The sequence below is a fragment of the Ferdinandcohnia sp. Marseille-Q9671 genome, from assembly GCF_976954385.1.
Genome location: NZ_CDRJTA010000001.1, coordinates 2107059 through 2130637, shown reverse-complemented (window position 1 = coordinate 2130637; position 23579 = coordinate 2107059). Strand labels below are relative to the sequence as shown.

Here is a 23579-nt window from a genome sequence, read left to right as displayed (position 1 = left end):
AGCATGAGAATTACGGATTTATTGAAGAAAGACACGGTCATTATTGAACTTTCTTCCTCAGCAAAAGAAGAGGTAATTGATGAATTGGTCTCAAAGCTTGATGAAGCTGGAAGACTTCAAGATAAAGAACAATTTAAACAAGCGATAGTAACAAGGGAGAGTCAAAGTACCACTGGAATCGGCGAAGGTATTGCGATCCCACATGCAAAGACTGCAGCAGTAAGTACACCAGCAATTGCTTTTGGACGTTCTATTGCTGGTATTGATTATGAGTCATTAGATGGACAGCCAAGTCATCTATTTTTCATGATTGCTGCTAGTGAAGGAGCAAATAATGCTCATTTAGAAACATTATCACGCTTGTCTTCTTTACTAATGGATATTGAGTTTCGTGAAAAACTAATGAAGGTTCAATCACCAGATGAACTTATTGATGTTATCAATGAAAAGGAAAATGAGTCTGAGGAAGAAGAAGCACCGGTTGAGAAAAAAGCAGGCCAGAAAAAGGTACTTGCTGTAACTGCCTGTCCAACTGGTATTGCACATACGTATATGGCAGCAGACGCGTTAAAAGCGAAAGCAAAAGAAATGAACATTGATTTTAAAGTTGAAACAAACGGATCTACAGGTGTGAAAAATGCCCTTACACAAGCAGACATTGAAGAGGCAGAAGCTATTATTGTAGCTGCTGACAAGCAGGTAGATATGGCTCGATTTAATGGGAAAAAGGTTATTCAAGTTCCCGTTGCCCAAGGAATTCGTAAACCAGAGGAACTGCTAACAAGAGCCCTTAATCAGGATGCACCAATTTACCAAGCTGAGCAAACTACGAAACAAAAGGCAGAAGGTGGAGAGAGAAGCGGCTTTTACAAGCATTTAATGAATGGTGTTTCCAATATGCTTCCGTTTGTTGTAGGGGGCGGCTTGTTAATTGCGATTTCCTTTGTGTTTGGCATCAATGCTTCTGATCCCAACGATGCTTCTTACAACCCAATTGCAGAAGCATTAATGACAATTGGAAGCGCAAATGCCTTTAAATTAATGATACCTGTGTTAGCTGGATTTATCGCCATGAGTATTGCGGACCGACCAGGATTAGCTCCGGGTATGATTGGCGGACTCATGGCAACTTCAGGGGATGCTGGATTTTTAGGAGGGCTTATCGCAGGTTTCCTAGCTGGTTATGTTGTGCTGCTAGTGAAGAAAGTCTTCTCTGGTTTACCTTCTTCCTTTGAAGGGCTGAAACCAGTATTGATCTATCCATTCTTTGGGATCTTGATTACGGGTGCCATTATGTATGTACTTGTTGGTCCTTTAAAATCAGTGATGGACGGGCTAACAGGCTGGCTTGAAGGTCTAGGTACAGGAAACTTAGTTGTACTTGGTTTAATTTTAGGTGGAATGATGTCGATAGATATGGGTGGTCCTATTAATAAGGCAGCATTTACATTTGGAATTGCGATGATTGATGCTGGAAACTATGCACCACACGCAGCAATTATGGCAGCTGGGATGACTCCACCACTTGGACTTGCTTTAGCGACAACCTTATTTAAAAATAAATTCTCCAAACAAGAACGTGAAGCAGGAAAAACAGCTTATTTCATGGGAGCATCATTTATTACAGAAGGTGCCATACCATTTGCAGCAGCTGACCCTGGTCGTGTCATCCCTTCAGCGGTAATTGGTTCAGCAATCACTGGAGCTCTTACAATGGTGTTTGGTATTGGTTTACCTGCTCCTCACGGTGGAATTTTTGTTATTCCATTTGTGACGGGTAGCTGGGCGTTATATATCTTATCAATTATCATTGGAACAATTGTAACGGCTCTTTTAGTAGGCTTTTTAAAAAAACCAATGAAATAAAATGTGATACCCCGTGCATGGTTTAGCACGGGGTTATTTTAGTTCAATGGAATTTGGTTAAAAGAGAGTGTATGCTTGTTTTTTAGTAAAGCGTTGTCCGCAGAGGTTGGAGTGAGAGTGAGGTGCCCTAAGTTATTTTCAGTTTCAATGATAGGGCCTTGACTGCTAGATAGATACCGAATTTTTTCTTTCCATGTAAATTTGGTTGGACATGGATGATCCTTATCTTCTTTAACGATATCATAGGTTTCTGTACAGTATCTATTAATCTCTTTGTTTCTTCTTTTGGCTGCATTGATTGTCACGATAGCCTTCATTAACCCACCCTGTAAGCCTGAAAAACTCATATTATTCATTGGGCTGCTTGTGAACTGATGAAGCCGTAAGTTCTCGCCATCAGGAAATTCTATATTCGTTGTAATTGTAAAAGCATAATGAACATCTCCAGATAAAATTAAACAATCACTTGGTCCCCATGCTTTAATTTGATAAAGTAATTCGCTAAATCCTTCACCGTTATATTTCCACGATTCAAAGTCAAAAGCAGTTGTGACAGGGACCCCAATTGTTCGTAATGGATAGATATATTCGGTAAGAAAAGACTCAATTAAACCAATACCATAGACGGGTGCAGGGGAAACAACAAGTAGTTGTTCTCCTCTATTCCAGCCACTTGCAAACAAACAGGTAGTAATAGTCTGCCAGCCCTGTTTCCCGATTAATTGGGGAGGACGGTCCTTTTCCTCAATATTCCTGCCTAATGACACAGGAAGCGGGGTATGATCGTATTTACGCTGTGTACGAGTATCAAGGAAGATAGCCTTTGGTTTAACCGGGGCAACAAAGTTCCACCTATTGAATTTCCACATTTCCTTTTCCCAATTGTTGTGAGAAATAGATGTCGTGTCATAGGTACTAAAATATTTCGCCATCTTTCGTAAAAAGGAATGATCAAATGCTTCAGGATCGTTTCCCCAGCCTTGAAACAACCAGTATGCTGCGAGACCGTTTGCAATTATATGTCTCCCTAAATTGGATTGAAATACATTTTGTTTCCAATCGTGGCTAATATTCCAATCATCTGTGATATCGTGGTCATCAAAAATCATGTAAGTCGGTATGTTGGCAAGCAGCCGTCTAACTGATGTAAGGGTCTCGTAGGTTTCCTTCACGTCAACCAATTGCTCGTTATACCTTGACTCGTGTACGGCTACTTCCTTTTCTCGTCTTTTCTTTTGAACAGAGATGTCCTCGTGAATAAGGTAAATCTCCTTTTTTTGAATCCGTTCTTCAAAAGAGGGGAATTCCTTTCCATCTAAATAATAATTCCATAATTCGGGTGACCAGGACAGTAGATATAAAGCGGCATACTCCCCTAAGGTCATCGCATGATTATGAGAGTGGGCAGACGTGAATTTGCTAAACTTCTCCATAATATATTGCCTGCCACGGATTTGGTGTATTGAATTCAGAAAGGAATTTTCTTTAAGACGGGGCTCTAGGTAAGCAAGATTTTCTCTTCGCCCTATTAGTCTTTTCCCTGCATGGTGCATGATGGGAAAGATTGGATCAGGTACATCATCTGCATAGATTTGATCACCCATTAAAAAGAGTGAACTAGGGCGTTTCTCCAGATCTAGGTAATGTGTTTCTAAAGTGGTATCCCCTTGACTAAGTGCATCTTCTCCTTTCCCGTGTAGTTTCCGACACGATCCATAAAGGATGTTCGATTGTTCTTGAGTGGAAATGTAGAAACTCGGGAACTCGAGGTCTCCATAGGTAATGGACTTTTCGTCTTTTGTTAGTAATCCAAAGTCATGTAAATCAAAGATCTCTGAGTTTTTATGAAAAAGGAGATTATAACCTAATAGACTATTAGAAGGAAATTCATTTTCTTGAGGGGAAATCTTAATTAGGCTCAGAAATAATTTTTTTCCAACACGAATGGTAGTTGCTTCTGAAATACTCTTCAATTCATGATAGGCATAATCTGTCCCATTTGTATGCTCAATTTGATATAACTTTGCACTAATTTTATATCTCTTGCTTAATGCGACCCATATATAAATGTGAGAAGGCTCAACACGTCGCAGGATTGGCCCCGATAAAATCGTCGGTATATCCATTTTGTTCACCATCCCATTTTGTTATTTCTATATCCTATTCAAGAATTTAAGGGACGGTTCTTTTTGGTGAAGGAAACGGAGGTTTGGTAAATGTGGGGCGTTTGGATTAAGATTGGTCTCGAGGTACAAGCAAGAGGAAAAAGGAGAGAAGTGTGTAGGTCAAGAAGGTCCTCGAGGTACATACTGAAGGAGAAAGTAAAACAAGCATGTATCGCAGATAAAAAAGAATTTCGAGTAACAAAATAGTTTGGCAAATTCAGGTGTGACAGCTTATAATTCGTATAGACAGGATTTTGGGAAGGTATAAGGAGAGAGAAGGATGATACAACGTTTTTTTACATATTACAAGCCACATCGGAAACTGTTTCTAATTGACTTTAGCTGTGCGATTGTTGTGGCAATTTTAGAACTAGCGTTTCCACTTGCGGTTCAGTTTTTTATCGACTCACTATTGCCCAAGGGCAATTGGTCCGTCATCCTTTGGGTGAGTATAGGACTTCTAATTTTATATTTTGTAAGTACGGGTCTTCAATTTATCGTTAACTATTGGGGGCACAAACTTGGAATCAATATAGAGACAGACATGAGGCAGCAGCTGTTTCAACATGTCCAAAAGCAATCGTTTCGTTTTTTTGACAATACCAAAACAGGTCATATTATGAGCCGAATCACCAATGATTTATTTGATATTGGTGAGCTTGCCCATCATGGACCAGAGGACTTGTTTATTGCCATCATGACATTTGTGGGCGCCTTCTGGATTATGCTAACGATTAATGTGAAGCTAGCTTTGATTGCGATTATTGTGGTTCCATTTTTGGTCTGGCTTATTGCTTTCTCAAATGTACGTATGAATCGTGCGTGGAAAGCGATGTATAGCAATATTGCGGATGTGAATGCACGGGTGGAGGATAGTGTGGCGGGAGCACGTGTAGTGCAATCCTTCACAAATGAAGAGTTTGAGATTTCACGTTTTAAAGTTGATAATCGTAAGTTTCGTCAATCAAAGCTTGGAGCTTATAAAGTAATGGGATATACATCAGCAGGTATTTACCTCATGACACGTTTGTTCGTGCTTATTGTGTTAGTAGTTGGTGCTTGGTTAAGCTACAACAATCAGCTTTCCTACGGTGAATTAGTCGGATTTGTGTTATATGTAAATGTTCTATTTAAACCAATTGATAAAATTAGTGCATTATTGGAGCTTTATCCAAAGGGAATGGCTGGTTTCAAGCGCTTTACAGAATTACTTGATATGGAACCAGAAGTAGAGGATGTAAAAGATGCGATTACTGTTCCATCTCTTCGTGGTGATATTACGTTTGACCAAGTTACGTTTGGCTATGGTGACAAGCAGGGACCAGTTCTAAAAAATATAGATTTGCAGATACATGCTGGTGAAACGGTAGCCTTCGTAGGTCCATCGGGGGCGGGGAAAACAACAATTTGCTCGTTAATCCCTCGTTTTTATGATGTAAATGGCGGTTCAATCTCAATTGATGGAATCGACATTCGAAAAATGACGAAAAAATCATTGCGTTCTCAAATTGGAATCGTTCAGCAGGATGTGTTTCTTTTCACCGGAACACTCCGTGAGAATATTGCATATGGAATGCTTAATGCAACGAATGAACAAATTGAAGAAGCGGCAAAACGTGCCCATTTAGAGGACTTTATCGCAGGATTACCGGATGGCTATGAAACACAGGTAGGAGAAAGAGGACTAAAGCTCTCTGGTGGCCAGAAGCAACGGATTGCCATTGCTCGTATGTTTTTAAAGAATCCACCGATTTTGATTCTTGATGAAGCGACGTCGGCTCTAGATACAGAAACAGAACAAATCATTCAAAAGGCACTTACAGAGCTTTCGAAGAATCGTACAACACTTGTAATTGCCCATCGTCTTGCTACAATTCGCAATGCGGACCGAATTGTTGTTGTAACAGAGGACGGAATCGCAGAACAGGGAGGACATGATGAGTTACTTGAAAAAGGTGGCATTTTTGCAAATCTACATCAGGTACAGTATCAGTCTTAAATGAAAAAGACTCGATCGTCATATTTTGACGATCGAGTCTTCTTTTTTAAAGCTTAAATGAACTCTTTAATGAAACAATTCGGTTAAAGACAAGATGGTCTTTTGTTGTGTGTTTTGGATCAACATTAAAGTAACCATGTCTGAAGAATTGGAATTTATCCTGTGGCTCTACATCCTTCATGTTAGGTTCTACAAAGCCATTCACAATTTCAAGTGATTTTGGATTTACGTGATCAAGGAACGTCTTGCCTTCCTCTTCTTCCGCATTTTCTTCCTCATCAAGAATAAGTGGCTCATAGAGACGGAATTCAGCAGGGACAGCTTGTGTAGCCTCAACCCAGTGAATCGTACCTTTTACTTTACGACCAGTAAAGCCAGTACCACTCTTCGTTTCAGGGTCATACGTACAATGAAGCTCGATTACATTTCCTTCTTCATCTTTAATGACTTCTTCACATTTAATAAAGTACGCATGCTTTAAACGAACCTCGTTACCAGGGAACAGACGGAAGTATTTCTTAGGAGGATTCTCCATGAAATCTTCTTGCTCAATATATATCTCACGTGAAAATGGAATCTGTCTTGTACCCATTTCAGGATTTTCAGGATTAATTTCCGCATCTAGCATTTCTACTTCGCCTTCAGGATAGTTTGTGATGACCACCTTTAGCGGATTGATGACACCCATTGTTCGAGGTGCTTTTAGTTTTAAATCCTCACGCACAAAATGCTCAAGCATTTGTGTATCAACGGTACCATTGTTTTTTGCTACTCCCAGCTCACGGCAGAATGTACGGATTGCTTCTGGTGTATAGCCTTTTCTTCTAAGTCCAGATATTGTTGGCATACGCGGGTCGTCCCACCCATCAACATAGCCTTCCTCTACAAGTTGCTTCAACTTACGTTTACTCATCACAGTATTCGTTAAATTGATGCGACCGAACTCAATTTGTTGTGGTTTGCTTTCCATTGCACATTGCTCCACAACCCAATTGTAGAATGGGCGTTGGTCTTCAAATTCAATGGTACAAATTGAATGAGTGACACCTTCAATTGCATCCTCAATCGGATGAGCAAAAGCGTACAATGGATAGATGCACCATTTGTCTCCTGTATTATGATGAGTCGTATGGGAAATCCGATAAATAACAGGGTCACGTAGATTGATATTTGGTGATTTCATATCAATTTTCGCGCGTAACACTTTTTCGCCGTTTCCGTACTTACCAGCGCGCATATTTTCAAATAACTCGAGGTTTTCCTCAATCGTACGGTCTCGGTATGGACTTTCTTTACCAGGCTCTGTTAATGTTCCGCGGTACTCACGGATTTCATCTGCACTTAAATCGTCGACATACGCAAGGCCCTTTTTAATTAATAAAACAGCCCGATCGTACATTTCTTCAAAGTAATCTGAAGCAAAAAATAAACCATCCCAGTCATACCCAAGCCATTTTACATCCTCTTTTATTGAGTTAACAAACTCAATATCCTCTTTCAAAGGGTTCGTATCATCGAATCGAAGGTTTGTTTTCCCTTTGAATTCATCTGCTAAATCAAAATTCAGCACGATTGATTTAGCATGTCCGATATGTAAATACCCGTTTGGTTCTGGAGGAAATCGGGTCACGACATTGTCGCGTTTTCCTGTTTCTAGATCGTCGATTATGATATTCCTAATAAAATTTGAAACGTTATTATTCTCCACGGCCATAACCTCTTTCGTTAACCTATACTGGACGTTCAAAAGTATCGCTTGTTTCGCTTCTTTTTGAACGGTACTATAATTGATGAATATATCATAAATCAAGATTTATTTCCATTATTCTCATGTTTGCCAAAGTTTGAGTTGATTATGAGGATGTCTTTCATTTAAGCTGTACAATATGTCATTTTTTAACCTTATTCAGTGAATAAAGGGAATGCCTAGTTTCAAAGGAAGTTTTGGCACAAACGTTTAAAGACTAGGAATTAGATTTTTATCGGAGCGATGTTTATGGAAAAAAAGAGTGAAATTGTGGAGATCTGTCTGTTAGCGGGTAAAATAATGCTAGAAAGCGGGGCAGAGACGTACCGAGTCGAAGATACGATGAACCGAATGGCAGCAGCTTTCGGGCTTTTGACGTCTCATAGTTATGTAACACCAACCGCGATTATTTTTTCGACAGGCGATACAGAACCAACGAATTTAATCCGGATTAATGATCGATCCACAGATTTGGAGAAGGTCGTTCTCGTTAATGGCATCTCACGTAAGATAACTAGCGGTGAGGTGACGATAGAACAGGCGAACACACAACTAAAAGAACTTTCAAAAAAGGATCTTTCCTATCCAGTTTGGATTCAAATTTTGGCATCCGCCCTTGCGAGTGGCTGTTTTACAATCATGTTCCTTGGGACCTGGACGGATTTCATCCCAGCCTGTGTCGCTGGTGGAGTTGGGTTTGCTTTTTTTATCTACCTTCACAGGTTAGTGAAAATCAAATTTTTTGCGGAGTTTATGGCATCATTTTTAATCGGAACAGTTGCATATTTGTTTATCATATCAGGGGTAGGTGCGGAGCTCGATAAAATTATCATTGGCTCGGTCATGCCACTTGTTCCAGGTTTGCTCATTACAAATGCAGTACGGGACTTAATTGCAGGCCACCTTATTTCAGGTATTTCAAAGGGAGCGGAGGCATTTCTAACTGCCTTTGCAATCGGTACAGGGATTGCTGTTGTTCTAGCCATCTTCTAAAGAACAAGGAAATATAAAATTCTTTATTAGTTTTCGGAGTCTAGCTTCAGGCACCATATGTTTTTCTATGTTGAAAGGAGTATAAAATGCTTGACCATTTGATTACAAGCTTAGTTGCTTCAAGCACATTTGGTATCATCTTCAATGTTCCGCTAAGATCACTCTTAAAATGTGGGCTAGTCGGAATGATTGGTTGGATGTTATATATCTTTTTATTTTTTAAAGGTGTTGATGCGGTTTATGCAACACTTGCTGCTTCGTTCCTAGTTGCAATCATCAGCCATATTTTTGCGAAAATGTATAAAAACCCAGTGATTATATACAGTATCGTCGGAATTATTCCGTTAGTGCCAGGTGGTATTTCATATGATGCAATGAGGAAATTTGTTGAAAATGACTATTCAACCGCCTTGCCGCTTGCAGCGCGAGCATTCATGATTTCAGGCGCGATCGCATTCGGGCTCGTGTTATCAGAAGTATTGAATCAGTTAATTAGTAGGAAAAAAAAGAAGGCTACCCTCGTTCAGGAAAAATAAAGTAGTGCAAACCTCATCAAAATAGATATAGAAGTATGCCTTCGGGAGTTTATTCCAGGAGGCATTTTTAGTAGTGGGAATTGGTTAAAGTCAATAGACAGGAAATAAAATCGATAGAACTCAAAAACTCACCGCAAATAAAGGATTTTTTACTTTTTTTAGAGAAAATAGAGTTGTGACTTCTTGAAAGTAGCATTTATTATCCAGGTAGGTACATATTTTCAATGAGTCAACACATATATTCGAATTGGGCACAACTTTCATAAATGAAAGGAGAAGTGTATGAAACCAAAGCAGAATGACGGCATTTATAACGATTTATCAAAGGATATGACCTATGGCGATTACCTTCAGTTGGATACCTTGCTTGATAGTCAACACCGCTTATCAGACCATCACGATGAGATGCTTTTCATCATCATCCACCAAACGAGTGAGTTATGGATGAAGCTGATCCTACATGAGGTGAAGGCAGCCAAGGAATCTATTTTAAAAAATGAGCTTGAACCTGCTTTTAAGATGCTTTCGAGAGTTTCGAGAATTCAACAACAGTTAATACAATCATGGGATGTCCTCTCCACGTTGACGCCTTCTGAGTACATGGAATTTAGAGGGAAGCTCGGAAAGTCCTCGGGCTTTCAATCCTATCAAAATCGATTAATAGAGTTTGCGTTAGGACATAAGAAAGCGAATGTGTTAGGTGTCTATAAGCATCAACCGGAAATCTACAAAAAGGTAGAGACAGCACTTCAGGAAAGAAGTATCTATGATGCTGCGATTCTAGCACTCTCTAAAAGAGGTTTGCCAATTGAGAAGGAATGCTTGGAAAGGGATTGGACAAAGGATTATATAGCGAATAGTAGTGTGGAACAAGCGTGGCTAGCAGTCTATCAACATGTAGATACATATTGGGACTTGTATGAACTCGCAGAGAAACTGGTCGATATTGAATCTCGTCAGCAGCAGTGGCGCTACAACCATATGATAACGGTTGAACGAATTATTGGATATAAAAGAGGAACGGGTGGATCGGCGGGGGTTGAATACTTAAAACAGGTCATCGACCATCGCTTCTTCCCAGAGCTTTGGAGTATTCGAACAAAACTATAGGAGCGTTAAGTGGAAATGGATATTGAACTTAAAGCAGTTTTACAAGAGGAAGAGGAAGTCTTGCATAATCTTATGCAATTTTATATTTATGAATTTACGAAGTATATGAGTAACATACGGTTTAATGAGTTAGGGATGTTTGACCGTTTCACCTTGGATGATTATTGGGAAAAGGAAAATCATCATGCCTTTTTTATTAAGGTGGATGGGCTGCTTGCAGGATTTGCATTAGTTCACAGTCAGACAGAAGATGAACCTAATTGTATCGAAGAATTTTTTGTCATGAGGGGCTATGAAGGAAAGGGAATCGGAACGGCTGTAGCTGAACAGATATTTTCGATGTTTCCTGGAAGATGGCATGTGACGCAATCTGAGAAAAATGAGAGAGCTCGTGCTTTTTGGAGGTACGTAATAGCAAAATGTACGAATGGCGACTATGAGGAACGATTTAACGAAAGAAACTGGTCCATTCAGGAGTTTGTTATCTAGAAAAAAGGGAATCTACCACAGGGCAGATTCCCTTATCTCTTTATAAAATAAATTTCTCAAACGGCAAATAATAGACAGGGTAGCTTTCGAGTTGTTCAAATCCAACCTTTTTGGCAATTACAATGGAGTCCTTTCGAAATGATTCCGTTGTCCAGTGTGGAGTAATCCCACGTCTAAGGCATTCCTCAATAAATGCCCGCGCCATAGCTGTAGCTAGACCTTTCCCACGATGAGTAGAATCATAAGTGTTTATTCCGATTTCATACTCGTTTTTTGAAACGAAAACAGATAAGCATGTTCCAATGACGGTTGTATCTTGTACAACCGCATACCCAAATCCTTTTTTGAAAAAGGAATCGAGGGAGGGTCCCCAAAATTTCATGATTTCATCTTTAATCACATGCGCTTCATCTAGTTGAAGAAGGCTTTCATCAATCATTCTTATCTCATAACCGTTTGGTATTCCTTTGTTATCTTTAGAGTTGTACCATTCTTTATGAAAGACAAAAGGAATGCGTTCTCCTTGAAGTAGTGAGACCCTCCTAAAAATCCTCTCAATAGAAGGACTCCATTCATGATTTGGATAAATTTCAAGATTTAAGGTATCCTCCAAGGGAAGTGCCTCTACACGAATTGTGGATGCAATAAATTCCTCAAGCTCTGTATTAAACTCTTGATTGTCAACCTTACCGCATAGGTAAAACATTTCATTTTTTGCCCAAATAAAAGCCGTTTTTGGATCATTCATAGTATCTACATAAATTTCACCTGGGTTATTACCATCAATGACGCCATTAAGGACGGGATGGTTCTCTAGACCTGGGAGCAATGGTTTTACGATACCATACTCACTTGCTTCAAGCTGATTAATCATCATATATTCCTCACGATCTACTTGGATTTGTTTTTAAAGTAAAAAAACAATCCAAAAGCAGAAATGCAGCTCGTCTCTTCGTAACAAAACACCCCCATTCATCTTTTCAACATCATTATAAATGATATGCGAATACAAAAACAGAAATTTTTTCCAAATAAAACAAAAGGAGAAAAGCCTTTTGTCTTCCTTAGATTTGTGTAAAATAAGAGGAGATATAGACGTGTGTAACGGGCAAAATGGAGGAAATGATATGATTACAATGAAAGAAATAGCTAGGCTAGCAAATGTGTCTAGTGCAACTGTTTCACGTGTACTTAATAATTCTGGATATGTAAGTGATGATGTTCGGAAACGAATCATGAAGATCATTGAAGAAACAGGATATGTACCAAGCGAACACGCAAAAGCGTTACGAACAAAACAATCCAATGTAATTGGGGTTATTTTACCGAAGTTGAGTACAGAGAGTGCGAGTAGAATCGTAAATGGAATAAGTGAAGAACTAGCCAGACATGGCTATCAAATATTATTGGCTAATACAAATCTAGAGCCTGAAAAGGAAATCGAGTATGTAAAGCTTTTAAAGAGTAAGCAAGTTGATGGAATCATTCTACTTGCTACGAACAGAGAAAAAGAACTTTTGAACGAAATAAAGAAGCTGCAGATTCCATTTGTCTCAACAGGTCAGGAAATGGATGGCGTTCCATCTGTTATTAATAATAACTACCAGGCAGCCAAGGATATCACAAGCCTTTTAATTGAGAAGGGACACAAAAAAATTGCGTTTATCGGTGTTGATGAATCAGATTACGAAGTGGGTTACAAAAGAAAAGCCGGCTATATGGATGCGCTAAAACATAATAAGTTACCGTGTAAAGATGAGTGGATCCAAAAAGGAACCTTCACGATTGAATCAGGTTATGCGCTAGCTAGGGAGCTATTTGAGACATCTGAAGAAAAGCCTACAGCAATTGTAGCCGTAACTGACCGGATAGCGGTTGGAGCGATGGAGTATTTAAAGGAACAAGGGTACAAAATTCCGGATGATGTTGCTTTAACAGGTATGGGAGCATCAGATTTATCAAAGTATGTAGTTCCAAAACTCACGACAGTTGATTTATTAAGTGAACATGCTGGAGTAGAGGCCGCCAAGACCTTAATGCAAATGATACAGGAAGGGATTTCCTCAGAAAAAAAACAAATTAACTATAGACTAATTATCAGAGAAAGTATATAATCGGTTTCGTTAGCAATGTGTAATCGATTACACATTGCAGCATATATTTTTTATAGAAATATGTAATCGATTACCTATTTTTTTAATACATGTGTAATCGATTCCATACAAACACTATATTTTAGAGGTGATATAGAATGTCAGAAAATCGTCGGATTGCTGAAGAAATTATTGAAGCAATTGGTGGTAAAGAAAATATTCAATCTGCAGCACATTGTGCAACAAGATTACGAATTATGGTTCAAGATAAAGAAAAAATCAACCAAGAAAAGGTTGAGAATATCGATAAGGTAAAAGGTGCATTCTTTAACTCGGGTCAGTTCCAAGTAATCTTAGGTACTGGAACGGTAAACCGCATCTATGAAGAAGTTGAAAAGCTTGGAGTTGAAACCACGACGAAAGCAGATCAATCAAAGGAAGCAGCTAAAAGTGGCAATGCCCTTCAACGTGCGATACGTGCATTTGGTGATGTATTTGTACCCATCATCCCAGCATTAGTTGCTACTGGTCTCTTCATGGGGGTACGGGGTTTAGTCATGCAAGAACAGATTCTAGCATTGTTTGGCTTAACACCTGCGGATATCTCAGAAAACTTTATTTTATTTACGCAGATTCTAACTGATACAGCATTTGTGTTCTTACCAGCACTTGTGGCCTGGTCTACATTCCGTGTATTTGGTGGTAATCCAACCATTGGTCTTGTATTAGGATTGATGCTTGTAAGTCCTTCGTTACCAAATGCGTGGGGAGTTGCAGGTGGAGATGTCGAACCAATCATGTTCTTAGGATTTATTCCTGTAGTAGGGTATCAAGGTTCAGTTATTCCTGCTTTTATTGCGGGGTTTGTAGGAGCAAAGCTTGAAAAACAAATCAGAAAACGTGTTCCTGAGGCATTGGATTTAATTGTTACTCCATTTTTAACATTACTAGTCATGATTACATTGGCACTTTTCATAATCGGACCGATCTTCCATACAATTGAAAATGGAATTTTGGATATAACGGTTGCTGTATTAGAATGGCCATTTGGCTTAGCAGGACTCATTATCGGTTTCTTAAACCAAGTAATCGTGGTAACAGGAGTTCACCATATATTCAACCTGTTAGAAATTCAATTGCTTGAAAGATTTGGCTTTAACCCATACAACGCAATTGTTACTTGTGCAACTGCCGCTCAAGGTGGAGCCGCATTAGCAGTAGGATTAAAAACAAAATCGGCAAAATTAAAAGCTTTAGCATTACCATCAACATTCTCGGCGTTTTTAGGGATTACAGAACCGGCTATTTTCGGGGTTAACCTTCGCTATGTAAAACCATTTATTATGGGACTTATCGGAGGAGGAGTAGGTGGTTTCCTTGCTTCAATTTTAGGACTAAAGGCTACCGGTATGGCGATCACGGTTATCCCAGGTACACTACTATACCTAAATGGACAAATTTTACTGTATATCCTTGTTAACGTAGTAGCTGTTGCAGTAGCATTTGCTCTTACTTGGATGTTCGGTTATTCAGATAAAATGCTAGATAAAGTTTCAAAATAAAAAGGGGAGGCAAGTATTCATTACTTGCCTTCTTTTATAAGGAGTTCAACATGAATCAGCATGAAAGAAACCTAGTGGAAAAAGCAAATTTAGAAGTGGAACAACATAAAGATATGGTCGAAACTGACCCATATCGATTGCATTTTCACCTCATGCCACCAGTAGGGCTGTTGAATGACCCAAATGGTTTTATCCACTTTAAAGACAAATATCATTTATTCTATCAGTGGAATCCGTTTGAAACCTCTCATGGAGCGAAATTCTGGGGTCATTATACATCAAAAGACCTCGTAAACTGGAAGCATGAGCCAATTGCACTTGCACCAAGCGAGTGGTACGAAAAAAATGGCTGTTATTCTGGAAGTGCGATTGAGCATGAAGGAACCATGGTTTTGTTTTATACAGGAAATGTAAAGGATGAAGAGGGAGAACGTGAGACATATCAATGTATGGCTGTCTCCGAAGATGGAATAACATTTGAGAAAAAAGGTCCTGTGATTCACCTTCCAGAGGGCTATACCGCACATTTCCGTGACCCAAAGGTTTGGAAACACGGCAATACATGGTATATGGTATTGGGTGCGCAAGATGAGGCGGAACAAGGAAAGGTTGTACTGTATTCTTCAAGCAATTTAAAAACTTGGGAGTTCCACGGAGCTATTACTGGCTCTAACATGAATGAGTTAGGGCTGTTTGGCTATATGTGGGAGTGTCCGGACCTGTTTGAGTTAGATGGAAAGGATGTTTTACTCGTTTCTCCTCAAGGACTTGATCCAGAAGGAGATTTGTATCACAACTTGTTTCAAGCTGGGTATTTTATCGGTCAATTAGACTATGAAAGAAAACACTACAACCACGGTACGTTTACTGAACTTGATCGAGGTTTTGATTTTTATGCACCACAGACTACCCTTGACGAAAAAGGCAGAAGGCTACTTTTTGCATGGATGGGCATTACAGATGAAAATGAGCAAGATCAGCCTACAATAAAAAACGGGTGGATTCATGCCATGACATTGCCACGCGTATTAACAGTAAAAGGTGATAAGGTGTACCAACAGCCTGTTGAAGAACTACAGCAGTTACGAAAAAATGAAGTAGCTGCTGACAAGGTTGAAGTTACTTCTTCAAATGTTACATTGGAAAAGGTTGAAGGTTCAGCTGTTGAAATGCTAATTCAGGAGATATTAGGGAAGTTTGACTCGTTTACAATCGACTTCCGAGGGAATGCAAGCTTGAAATACTCGCTATTAGATAAGAAGATGCATTTGCGACGAAAAAACTTTAAGGATGGTACCATTGAAACGAGATCCTGCCAGATTGATGAACTACGAAACCTACAGGTGTTTTTAGACACCTCTTCAATTGAAATTTTTGTCAATGACGGGGAAGAGGTATTTACAGCTCGTTATTTCCCGGAAATTAACAACAAGGCGATTACCTTTTCAACAGATGGACATTTGCAGTTTGATCTGAAGAAATGGGATTTGGTTTGAGGTTGGGTTTTAAATAGTTCGTGAAGTTGCGATACATTCTTTGGAAATGTTCAGAGCATGTCCGTTAAGAAAGGTGTAGCGGTACTTGATAGAGGTGATAAGCCTAAAGCGTGTACGTTAAGAATAGTCTAGTGGTACATGTTTGGGGTGAAAAGCCCGAAGCGTGTACGTTAAGAAAGGTGTAGCGGTACAAGCTTACGGTGAAAAATGCGAAGCATGTACGTTAAGAAAGGTGTAGCGGTAAATGATAGAGGTGAAAAGCCTGAAGCATGTACGTCATGAGAGAATCTAGGAGCTGGCTTACCATGCAAATCCTGAATCATGTCTTCGAGGATGAAAGAATCCGTAAGATTATAATATAAGAATAGAATCAACTACTAACGAAAGAAAGTGAAGCGATGAAACAGGGAGTTATATGTTTAGGTGAGGCGTTAATTGATTTTATCCCACTTGATCAAGAGAATATGCAGTTTTTAAAAAGTCCTGGCGGTGCTCCTGCAAATGTTGCTGTAGGTGCAGCACGGCTTGGTGCGAAGTCTTCCTTCATTGGGAAGGTTGGGGACGATGTCCTTGGAAACTTTTTAAAACAAACGTTAGAAGACTACAATGTACAAACGAATGCCATGTTTCTATCGAAGGAAGTTCGGACAGGGCTTGTGTTTGTTACGTTAGGAGAAGATGGGGAGCGGGAGTTTTCCTTTTATATTGAAAAAAGCGCAGACCGCTTTTTGACGTCTGAGGAGATTCCAACATCCCTTTTTGATGAACATAATGTATTTCACTTTGGGTCTATTTCATTAATTGATGACCCAGCGGAATCTGCAACGAAAAAGGCACTACAATTAGCAAAGGAAAAAGAGCTCGTTGTTTCCTATGATCCGAATTTACGACCAATGCTTTGGAAGGATCTAGAGGTAGCGAAGCAAAAAATTACCTCCATGCTTAGCGAGGCAGATGTTGTAAAACTATCAGAGGTGGAATTGGAATTCATCACAGGTGAAACGGATATTCAGCAGGGGGTTGAAAAATTAGCTCACTATAATATCCCACTTCTTTTCATTACATTGGGAAAAGAAGGAGTACATGCATTTTTCCAAGGTGAATCAATCTTTGTAGCGGCGAGAAAGGTAGAAAGTGTTGATACGACAGGTGCCGGTGACGCATTTGTATCTGGCTTGCTTTATCAATTTAGTGAAAGAGATAAAAAAATAACGGACTACACAGTGGAAGACATCAAGGAAATTGCTTCCTTTGCAAGTGTGTCTGGCGCGCTTGCCGTCTCACAAAAAGGCGCTATGACCGCACTACCTACATTAGAGCAGGTAAAAGAATTTTTATCATAAGGGCAGTGGGTCAGGGGGACAGGAACCCTGTCCCACCCAATTTTACCCAAAAGTAAATAAATAGAAAATATCCAAGCCATTAAGTCATCATGCTTAATGGCTTTTTTCAATGCTAAGACCCTTTTTCTTCTTTTTTCACTAGAATCCACATTGGGATATACGTAATAAAGAATACGACAAGTGCGGCGATTTCAAGCGTAATATAATACATGATACCTGAACCGAAGAAGGACAAAATCGTTTTGGATTCAGTTGGATTTGCTAAATAAAAGAAGTTTGTATCAAGAAGGAGATTGACAATAAAAATAGGGACGGCAATGAGATTGAGAAGTAGAAAGGCAGTCCATACGGCTTTTTTAGGGACTCGATAGCCCACGTAAAAAACAAAGTAAATGACAGACCAAGAAATTGTTGCGTGATGAAGGAAGTATTTTAGAAATCGATAATGAGGGAATTGATAAACCAGTTCAGGAGTAACCATGCTGAGAATAGGAGGAAGTAACCCAGTAAAGAACACCAAATAAAATGCTTTTTTGCTTGGCTTCAGGAATAAATAGAGACAGATAAAGGTGCTGATTGAACAGAGGTGCAAAGGAAGGTCGCCAATTTCCCACTGGTCTGTCGCCACTACCCATATTTGGTGGGAAACCTCACTCAACACTAAGATGCTAACGAATGTCCACTTGATGACTGATTGATAAGGAGTTAGGTAATCTCGTAAGGAAATAAGAAAAAAGGAAATCCCCAAAAAGAGCAAAAGTACAGTGAGATGTGGTACAGAGAACAACCCAAATGTCTGCATTTCTGAAACTGAAAACATACTATCACCCCATTCTTTTATAAAAATATGGTGTTTTACTATTCTATTCCACACAGGTAGAGGTGTAGACCGTGGGGACTTGCAGTCAATGCCCATTTTACAAGCCAGATTTTCTCCTGCCACAATAAGAAAAGGTGGATCCGGGGATCCACCTTGTTTTTTATAATGATTTCTCTAGTTCAAACCAGTACGTACACAATGTTTCCATCCCTTTGTCAAAATTCTCAAGATGGAAATGCTCATTTGGTGCATGGAAGTTTTCAGTTGGTAGTCCAAAGCCCATAAGTACGATTGGAGCATGGAGAACTTGATCCAGTGTGGCGATAATTGGCAATGAACCGCCCCCACGTGTAAACGAAGTTGGCACTTTATATACTTCTTCATATGCGCGACTTGCTGCTTGTATAGCGGGATGATCAAATGGAGTCACATAAGGTGCTCCTTTATCAAAAGGTGTCACACTTACTTCCACGCCAACTGGTTTATTTTTTTCAATATGTTGTTTTAGTTGATCGATGATTACATCAGGGTCTTGATTTGGTACAAGTCGACACGTGATTTTTGCGTGTGCTTCTGATGGAATAACCGTTTTGATTCCGTCACCCTGGAACCCACCGTAAATTCCATTAATGTCAAGTGTTGGACGGACCCATGTTCTTTCCAGATAGCTATAGCCTGCTTCTCCAAATAGAGCGGGAACCCCTAGTTCTTGACGTTGTTTTTCCTCGTCGAAGTTTAATTCCTCATATGCTTTCTTTTCCTCATCTGTTAATGGAAGTACTTGATCATAGAATCCTTCAACCGTTATCTTTCCGTCTTCACTATGGAACGAGTCTAATAACTGAACAAGCGCATTAATTGGATTATGTACACCGCCACCATACAGACCTGAATGGAGGTCACTGGATGAACCCTTCACATCAATTTGTACACCTGCTAAACCTCTAACACCATAACAAATCGTCGGCTTTCCTCGTTCATTCATGCTGGTGTCAGAAATAACAATCACATCAGCAGCTAGTAGTTCTTTATGCTCCTCAACAAAATCAGGAAGATTTGGACTTCCGACCTCTTCTTCTCCTTCAATACAGAATTTGAAATTTAGAGGCAAAGTTCCTTCGGTTTTTAAAATAGCTTCCAATGCTTTAAGGTGCATGAACGTTTGTCCTTTGTCATCACTAGCTCCACGTGCGAAGATTTTTTCATCGCGAATCTCTGGATCAAACGGAGGGCTGTCCCATAAATGAAGGGGATCAACTGGTTGAACATCATAATGTCCATAAATCAATACAGTTGGCTTTCCTTCAGCATGAAGCCATTCCCCATATACAACTGGGTGGCCCTTTGTCGGATGTATTTCTACGTTTTCCATTCCAATTTTCGTGAGTGCTTCAGCTACCCAATTCGCAGTGCGGTTTACATCTTCTTTGTGATCAGGTAGAGCACTGATGCTTGGAATTGATAGGAAATCAAAAAGCTCTTTAAGCTGTGAATCTCGGTTTTCTTTTAGGTAGGATTGGATGTTCGAATTCAATTTTGAAACCTCCTATAAATTGGTTTTACTTCTTTTAGAATACCGAAAATTTTGTAATTCGTATACAAACAGATGGTAAAATGGGTCAAATATTTACTATAAATAACCAATATTTGAAACAAACAAACAAATTAAATTACATTTATTTAAAATAATATTTCAATTTCTTGTTTTATGTGTTATCGTATAAATGGAAATAATACACATTATTCAGAAAAATGCTAAACAACATGTAAACGCTACCAATAAGTTATTACCTTTAGGTCATTCACATTATTTTCAATGGTACAAGGGGGGACTTTATATGAAAATTAGATTTACTGGTGATACAGAGACTATCAAAGAGGGCATACATATTCTTTCACGAGAATTATCATTTCATGAGGCAAAGGATGGCCATGATGTTAACATCATTCAAAGAAAAGGTCCAATATTGGTCAAAAATGAATCTAATCGAGGTGAAATTTATTTTGAGAAGGACATACACTTTTTTCGGGGTCTTGGTTTGTGGCTTGAAAGCATTGAAAAAAGTAAAACCTTTGAAATAACCGAAGAGCCTCAATTCACGATGACAGGTGCTATGTTAGATGCCTCCAGAAATGGTGTATTAACTGTAAACGAGATAAAGAACCTATTGCGAAAAATGGCCGTAATGGGTTTGAACGTACTAATGGTCTATACAGAGGATACATACGAGGTGAAGGAGTTACCCTACTTCGGTTACATGAGAGGAAGGTACACCGAGGAAGAACTCAAAGAGTGTGATGAATATGCTTCTGCGTTAGGGGTTGAAATGATTCCATGTATTCAAACACTCGCTCACTTAACCGAAGCCTTGAAATGGAATTACGCTTCGAATATACGAGATACAGCAGATATTCTACTTGTAGGTGAGCCTGAAACATATCAGTTTTTAGAAAAAATTATTAAAGCTGCTTCGAGACCTTTCCGGTCAAAAAGAATCCATATTGGAATGGACGAAGCACACCAATTAGGTTTGGGAAGATATTTAGATAAAAACGGTTACGAAGAACGATTTGCCATCATGAATACGCATCTGGAAAGGGTCGTCACTATTACGGAAGAGCTTGGTCTACAGTCAATGATATGGAGTGACATGTACTTTCGCTTAGGGTCAAAGTTTGGTGGTTATTATGATTTAGACGCTAAAATTCCTCAGGATGTCATAAAATCAATCCCAAACTCCCAGCTGGTATATTGGGATTATTATCATTCAGATGAAGAATTTTATAGAACATTTATTCAAAAACATAAGGATCTAGGTTCCAATCCTATTTTTGCAGGAGGGGTTTGGACCTGGAACGGAATAGCACCAAATTACGGTAAGGCAATTGCGACGACAGAGGCTGCTTTAACAGCTTGTAAGAAAGAAGGGATTAATGAGGTTTTTGCAACAATGTGGGGAGATAATGGTGCTGAGACCCCACTCGCAACATCATTGCCTATCCTACAACTGTTTGCGGAGCATTCTTACCAAAAAACAGTAAACCAACAAGTGTTAGAAGAAAGATTTAGGTTTTGTACAGGTGGAAGATACAGTGATTTTATGCTGCTAAACCATTTTGACGAAACACCGGGAGTTTCAAAAAAAAATTTACATGAATCAAATCCATCAAAGTTTTTGCTTTGGCAGGATGTCTTGATTGGCTTATATGACGAGAATATACGCGGATTACCAATGAACCAGCATTATGGAGAGCTAGTTCCCAGATTGCAGAAGGCTGCTCAAGAAAATAGGGAATGGCAAGAGATGTTTGAGTTTTACGAGCACCTTGCAAGCGTACTTAGTAGTAAGTCAGAATTAGGAATTCATTTAAAAGAAGCATATGATGCTTTGGATAAAAAGAAGATGGAATCCCTACAAGAAGAGATAGCTAATTTAATAGAAAAAACAAAAAAACTCCGAGTAAAACATAGGAAATTGTGGCTTTCAGTAAATAAGTCTTTCGGTTGGGAAGTTATCGATCTTCGTTATGGAGGATTACTAGCACGACTGGAGACTGCGCAGCACAGAATTCAAGAATGGCTGACTGGCCAAATAAGTAAAATTGAGGAGCTTGAAGAAGAACGTCTTTATTTTGAAGGGCCATATAAGATGCCTGAAGGCTCTATCGGTCGGAATATCTACCGAAGAATTGTCACAGCAGGAAACTTAACCTGAGGAATTTTAAGAAAGAAGGTGCCAATTTGGATCGAACAAAATTAGCAAAAAAAGTAGGACAGTTACTCGTTGTTGGATTTAATGGAATTACGGTTCCACAAGAAATAAGAGAGTTAATACATACCTATCATATTGGAGCCATTATTTTATTTGGAAGAAATATTGGAACACCAAAAGAAGTGCTGACACTTACTACGGAACTACAGCGTGAAGCGAAAAAGGCTGGCTATACACATCCGTTGTTAATATGTGTAGACCAAGAGAATGGAGTAGTTCGTCGTTTAGGAGAAGGAACTACAATTCTTCCAGGTGCAATGACGTTAGGTGCAACGGATAGTTCAAGTCATGCCTACCATGTGGGGGTTGCTACGGGTAAAGAATTAAAGGCCCTGGGAATTAACTGGAACCTAGCGCCGGTACTAGATGTAAACAATAACCCTGATAATCCTGTCATTGGAGTACGCTCATTTGGAGAGTCTGTAGATCTTGTTTCAAGACTTGGAAAATCGACCATGCAAGGAATGCAAGAGGCGGGGGTAGCAACTACATTAAAGCATTTCCCAGGCCACGGAGATACAAATGTGGATTCTCACTTAGATTTGCCCATAATCCCACATGGGTTAGAGCGCCTAGAGGAAATTGAATTAAAGCCATTTAGAGAATGTATTGAGGTTGGAGCAGATACAATCATGACTGCTCATGTGTATTTTCCATCAATCGAAACAGAACCAGGCGTACCGGCCACTATTTCTAGGAGGGTAATAACCGGATTATTACGAGAAAAACTAGGGTTTCAAGGTGTAGTAACGACAGACTGCATGGAAATGAATGCAATCCTACATGGAATTGGAACTGAAAAGGGAGCGGTCGCAGCATTAAGGGCTGGTGTAGATTATGTAATGATCTCTCATACGCTTGACAGACAAGTAGGAGCAATTAAGGAGATTATGAATGCAATTGAGACTGGAGAACTTCTGGAGAAAGATCTTGATCAAGCAATTCATAGAATTAATGTCCTAAAAGAAAGTTATGTAAGCTGGGATGACATTTACCTAGAAGGGGAACCGGTCGTATCTGAGATTGTGGGTAGTAAACAACACGAACAAGTTGCTTATAATGCCTACAAGGACAGTGTAACCATTGTTAAAAATAAAGGCATTCTACCACTTCCAATCAATGAAAATAAAAGAATACTAGTAGTGCATCCTGATAATGGAACAACCATGCAGGTAGAGGATAAGCGATATGCAAACCTTTCATTAGGGCAGGCAATTAAAGAATTTGAACCAACTGCAGATATTCACCAATTCCCAAGTTCATTAGACGAAGAAGAGGTAGAGTCAATTGTTGAAAAGGTACGTCATTATGACACGGTTGTTGTAGGTACCTTAACTATTACGCCAGGTAGCAAACAAATAACCTTACTTGAAAGACTTATAGAAGTGAATGAATCAGTGATTGTCATTGCTATGAGAAGCCCATATGATTTTGGATATTTACCGGATGTACCTGTCTATTTAAATACGTATGAATTTACGTATCCTGCTCTTAAGGTTGCAGCAGGTGCGATCTTCGGTCAAGAAGTAGTGAGAGGTAGGCTACCAGTAACAATTAAAAAGAGAGTAGAAGAAGGATAAAAATAGT

At 39.3% G+C, this 23579-nt stretch carries 17 protein-coding genes; 12 read left to right on the top strand and 5 right to left on the bottom strand.

Translation table 11 applies throughout. From position 1 onward, the window contains the following. Positions 1–3: 3 nt before the first annotated feature. Positions 4–1866 (top strand): PTS fructose transporter subunit IIABC, encoded by a 1863-nt coding sequence (locus ACWNMY_RS10550; RefSeq protein ID WP_449538183.1) that lies wholly within the window; start codon positions 4–6, stop codon positions 1864–1866. 38 nt (positions 1867–1904) lie between these two features. Here ACWNMY_RS10550 and ACWNMY_RS10545 read toward each other — a convergent pair whose 3' ends face one another. Then, positions 1905–3992 carry a hypothetical protein gene (locus ACWNMY_RS10545; RefSeq protein ID WP_449538182.1) on the bottom strand — a complete coding sequence of 696 codons (2088 nt, stop codon included), beginning with the start codon at positions 3990–3992 and terminating at the stop codon, positions 1905–1907. A 319-nt stretch (positions 3993–4311) separates the two neighbouring features. Here ACWNMY_RS10545 and ACWNMY_RS10540 point away from each other — a divergent pair, with 319 nt between their 5' ends. Further along, positions 4312–6030, top strand: coding sequence for an ABC transporter ATP-binding protein (locus ACWNMY_RS10540; RefSeq protein WP_449538181.1), 1719 nt, complete (start codon positions 4312–4314; stop codon positions 6028–6030). A gap of 46 nt (positions 6031–6076) precedes the next feature. Here the strand turns inward: ACWNMY_RS10540 and ACWNMY_RS10535 are convergent, their stop codons facing one another. Next, the gene (locus ACWNMY_RS10535) at positions 6077–7744 is read right to left on the bottom strand and encodes a glutamine--tRNA ligase/YqeY domain fusion protein (RefSeq protein WP_449538437.1); all 1668 of its coding nucleotides are present in this window, start codon (positions 7742–7744) and stop codon (positions 6077–6079) included. A gap of 282 nt (positions 7745–8026) precedes the next feature. Between ACWNMY_RS10535 and ACWNMY_RS10530 the strand changes: the two genes are divergently transcribed. The 4 genes from ACWNMY_RS10530 (at position 8027) to ACWNMY_RS10515 (ending at position 10905) form a co-directional block, all read left to right on the top strand. Further along, the gene (locus ACWNMY_RS10530; protein ID WP_449538180.1) at positions 8027–8770 is read left to right on the top strand and encodes a threonine/serine exporter family protein; all 744 of its coding nucleotides are present in this window, start codon (positions 8027–8029) and stop codon (positions 8768–8770) included. 86 nt (positions 8771–8856) lie between these two features. Further along, positions 8857–9306 carry a threonine/serine exporter family protein gene (locus ACWNMY_RS10525; RefSeq protein ID WP_449538179.1) on the top strand — a complete coding sequence of 150 codons (450 nt, stop codon included), beginning with the start codon at positions 8857–8859 and terminating at the stop codon, positions 9304–9306. A 282-nt stretch (positions 9307–9588) separates the two neighbouring features. Beyond that, positions 9589–10416, top strand: coding sequence for a tryptophan 2,3-dioxygenase (gene kynA, locus ACWNMY_RS10520; RefSeq protein ID WP_449538178.1), 828 nt, complete (start codon positions 9589–9591; stop codon positions 10414–10416). 15 nt (positions 10417–10431) lie between these two features. Next, positions 10432–10905, top strand: a complete 474-nt coding sequence (locus ACWNMY_RS10515) for a GNAT family N-acetyltransferase (RefSeq protein WP_449538177.1) — start codon at positions 10432–10434, stop codon at positions 10903–10905. A gap of 40 nt (positions 10906–10945) precedes the next feature. On the opposite strand, the gene ACWNMY_RS10510 is transcribed toward ACWNMY_RS10515, so the two are convergent. Further along, complete coding sequence (locus ACWNMY_RS10510; protein ID WP_449538176.1) at positions 10946–11779, bottom strand: GNAT family N-acetyltransferase; 834 nt, start codon at positions 11777–11779, stop codon at positions 10946–10948. 253 nt (positions 11780–12032) lie between these two features. Between ACWNMY_RS10510 and ACWNMY_RS10505 the strand changes: the two genes are divergently transcribed. From ACWNMY_RS10505 to ACWNMY_RS10490, 4 genes are all read left to right on the top strand, one after another. Next, a complete protein-coding gene (locus ACWNMY_RS10505; protein ID WP_449538175.1) occupies positions 12033–13019 on the top strand; it encodes a LacI family DNA-binding transcriptional regulator in 987 nt (328 codons plus the stop codon). 137 nt (positions 13020–13156) lie between these two features. Next, positions 13157–14560 carry a sucrose-specific PTS transporter subunit IIBC gene (locus ACWNMY_RS10500; protein ID WP_449538174.1) on the top strand — a complete coding sequence of 468 codons (1404 nt, stop codon included), beginning with the start codon at positions 13157–13159 and terminating at the stop codon, positions 14558–14560. A 50-nt stretch (positions 14561–14610) separates the two neighbouring features. After that, on the top strand, positions 14611–16056 hold the full coding sequence (locus ACWNMY_RS10495) for a glycoside hydrolase family 32 protein (RefSeq protein ID WP_449538173.1): 1446 nt from the start codon (positions 14611–14613) through the stop codon (positions 16054–16056). A 398-nt stretch (positions 16057–16454) separates the two neighbouring features. Next, the gene (locus ACWNMY_RS10490; protein ID WP_449538172.1) at positions 16455–17399 is read left to right on the top strand and encodes an aminoimidazole riboside kinase; all 945 of its coding nucleotides are present in this window, start codon (positions 16455–16457) and stop codon (positions 17397–17399) included. A 112-nt stretch (positions 17400–17511) separates the two neighbouring features. On the opposite strand, the gene ACWNMY_RS10485 is transcribed toward ACWNMY_RS10490, so the two are convergent. Together ACWNMY_RS10485 and ACWNMY_RS10480 are read right to left on the bottom strand one after the other, a co-directional pair. Further along, on the bottom strand, positions 17512–18219 hold the full coding sequence (locus tag ACWNMY_RS10485; RefSeq protein ID WP_449538171.1) for a YwaF family protein: 708 nt from the start codon (positions 18217–18219) through the stop codon (positions 17512–17514). Between the two features lie 160 nt (positions 18220–18379). Continuing rightward, positions 18380–19753: a dipeptidase gene (locus ACWNMY_RS10480; protein WP_449538170.1), complete on the bottom strand. Its 1374-nt coding sequence runs from the start codon at positions 19751–19753 to the stop codon at positions 18380–18382. 304 nt (positions 19754–20057) lie between these two features. Here ACWNMY_RS10480 and ACWNMY_RS10475 point away from each other — a divergent pair, with 304 nt between their 5' ends. Both ACWNMY_RS10475 and nagZ read left to right on the top strand, forming a co-directional pair. Further along, on the top strand, positions 20058–21935 hold the full coding sequence (locus tag ACWNMY_RS10475) for a family 20 glycosylhydrolase (protein WP_449538169.1): 1878 nt from the start codon (positions 20058–20060) through the stop codon (positions 21933–21935). A gap of 26 nt (positions 21936–21961) precedes the next feature. Then, on the top strand, positions 21962–23572 hold the full coding sequence (nagZ, locus tag ACWNMY_RS10470) for a beta-N-acetylhexosaminidase (protein ID WP_449538168.1): 1611 nt from the start codon (positions 21962–21964) through the stop codon (positions 23570–23572). Positions 23573–23579: the final 7 nt, after the last annotated feature.

Excerpts from the sequence above, each read along its gene's own strand:
- ACWNMY_RS10550 (WP_449538183.1), top strand. The coding sequence starts at position 4 with ATGAGAATTACGGATTTATTGAAGAAAGACACGGTCATTATTGAACTT.
- ACWNMY_RS10545 (WP_449538182.1), bottom strand. The coding sequence starts at position 3,992 with ATGGATATACCGACGATTTTATCGGGGCCAATCCTGCGACGTGTTGAG.
- ACWNMY_RS10540 (WP_449538181.1), top strand. The coding sequence starts at position 4,312 with ATGATACAACGTTTTTTTACATATTACAAGCCACATCGGAAACTGTTT.
- ACWNMY_RS10535 (WP_449538437.1), bottom strand. The coding sequence starts at position 7,744 with ATGGCCGTGGAGAATAATAACGTTTCAAATTTTATTAGGAATATCATA.
- ACWNMY_RS10530 (WP_449538180.1), top strand. The coding sequence starts at position 8,027 with ATGGAAAAAAAGAGTGAAATTGTGGAGATCTGTCTGTTAGCGGGTAAA.
- ACWNMY_RS10525 (WP_449538179.1), top strand. The coding sequence starts at position 8,857 with ATGCTTGACCATTTGATTACAAGCTTAGTTGCTTCAAGCACATTTGGT.
- kynA (WP_449538178.1), top strand. The coding sequence starts at position 9,589 with ATGAAACCAAAGCAGAATGACGGCATTTATAACGATTTATCAAAGGAT.
- ACWNMY_RS10515 (WP_449538177.1), top strand. The coding sequence starts at position 10,432 with ATGGATATTGAACTTAAAGCAGTTTTACAAGAGGAAGAGGAAGTCTTG.
- ACWNMY_RS10510 (WP_449538176.1), bottom strand. The coding sequence starts at position 11,779 with ATGATTAATCAGCTTGAAGCAAGTGAGTATGGTATCGTAAAACCATTG.
- ACWNMY_RS10505 (WP_449538175.1), top strand. The coding sequence starts at position 12,033 with ATGATTACAATGAAAGAAATAGCTAGGCTAGCAAATGTGTCTAGTGCA.
- ACWNMY_RS10500 (WP_449538174.1), top strand. The coding sequence starts at position 13,157 with ATGTCAGAAAATCGTCGGATTGCTGAAGAAATTATTGAAGCAATTGGT.
- ACWNMY_RS10495 (WP_449538173.1), top strand. The coding sequence starts at position 14,611 with ATGAATCAGCATGAAAGAAACCTAGTGGAAAAAGCAAATTTAGAAGTG.
- ACWNMY_RS10490 (WP_449538172.1), top strand. The coding sequence starts at position 16,455 with ATGAAACAGGGAGTTATATGTTTAGGTGAGGCGTTAATTGATTTTATC.
- ACWNMY_RS10485 (WP_449538171.1), bottom strand. The coding sequence starts at position 18,219 with ATGTTTTCAGTTTCAGAAATGCAGACATTTGGGTTGTTCTCTGTACCA.
- ACWNMY_RS10475 (WP_449538169.1), top strand. The coding sequence starts at position 20,058 with ATGAAAATTAGATTTACTGGTGATACAGAGACTATCAAAGAGGGCATA.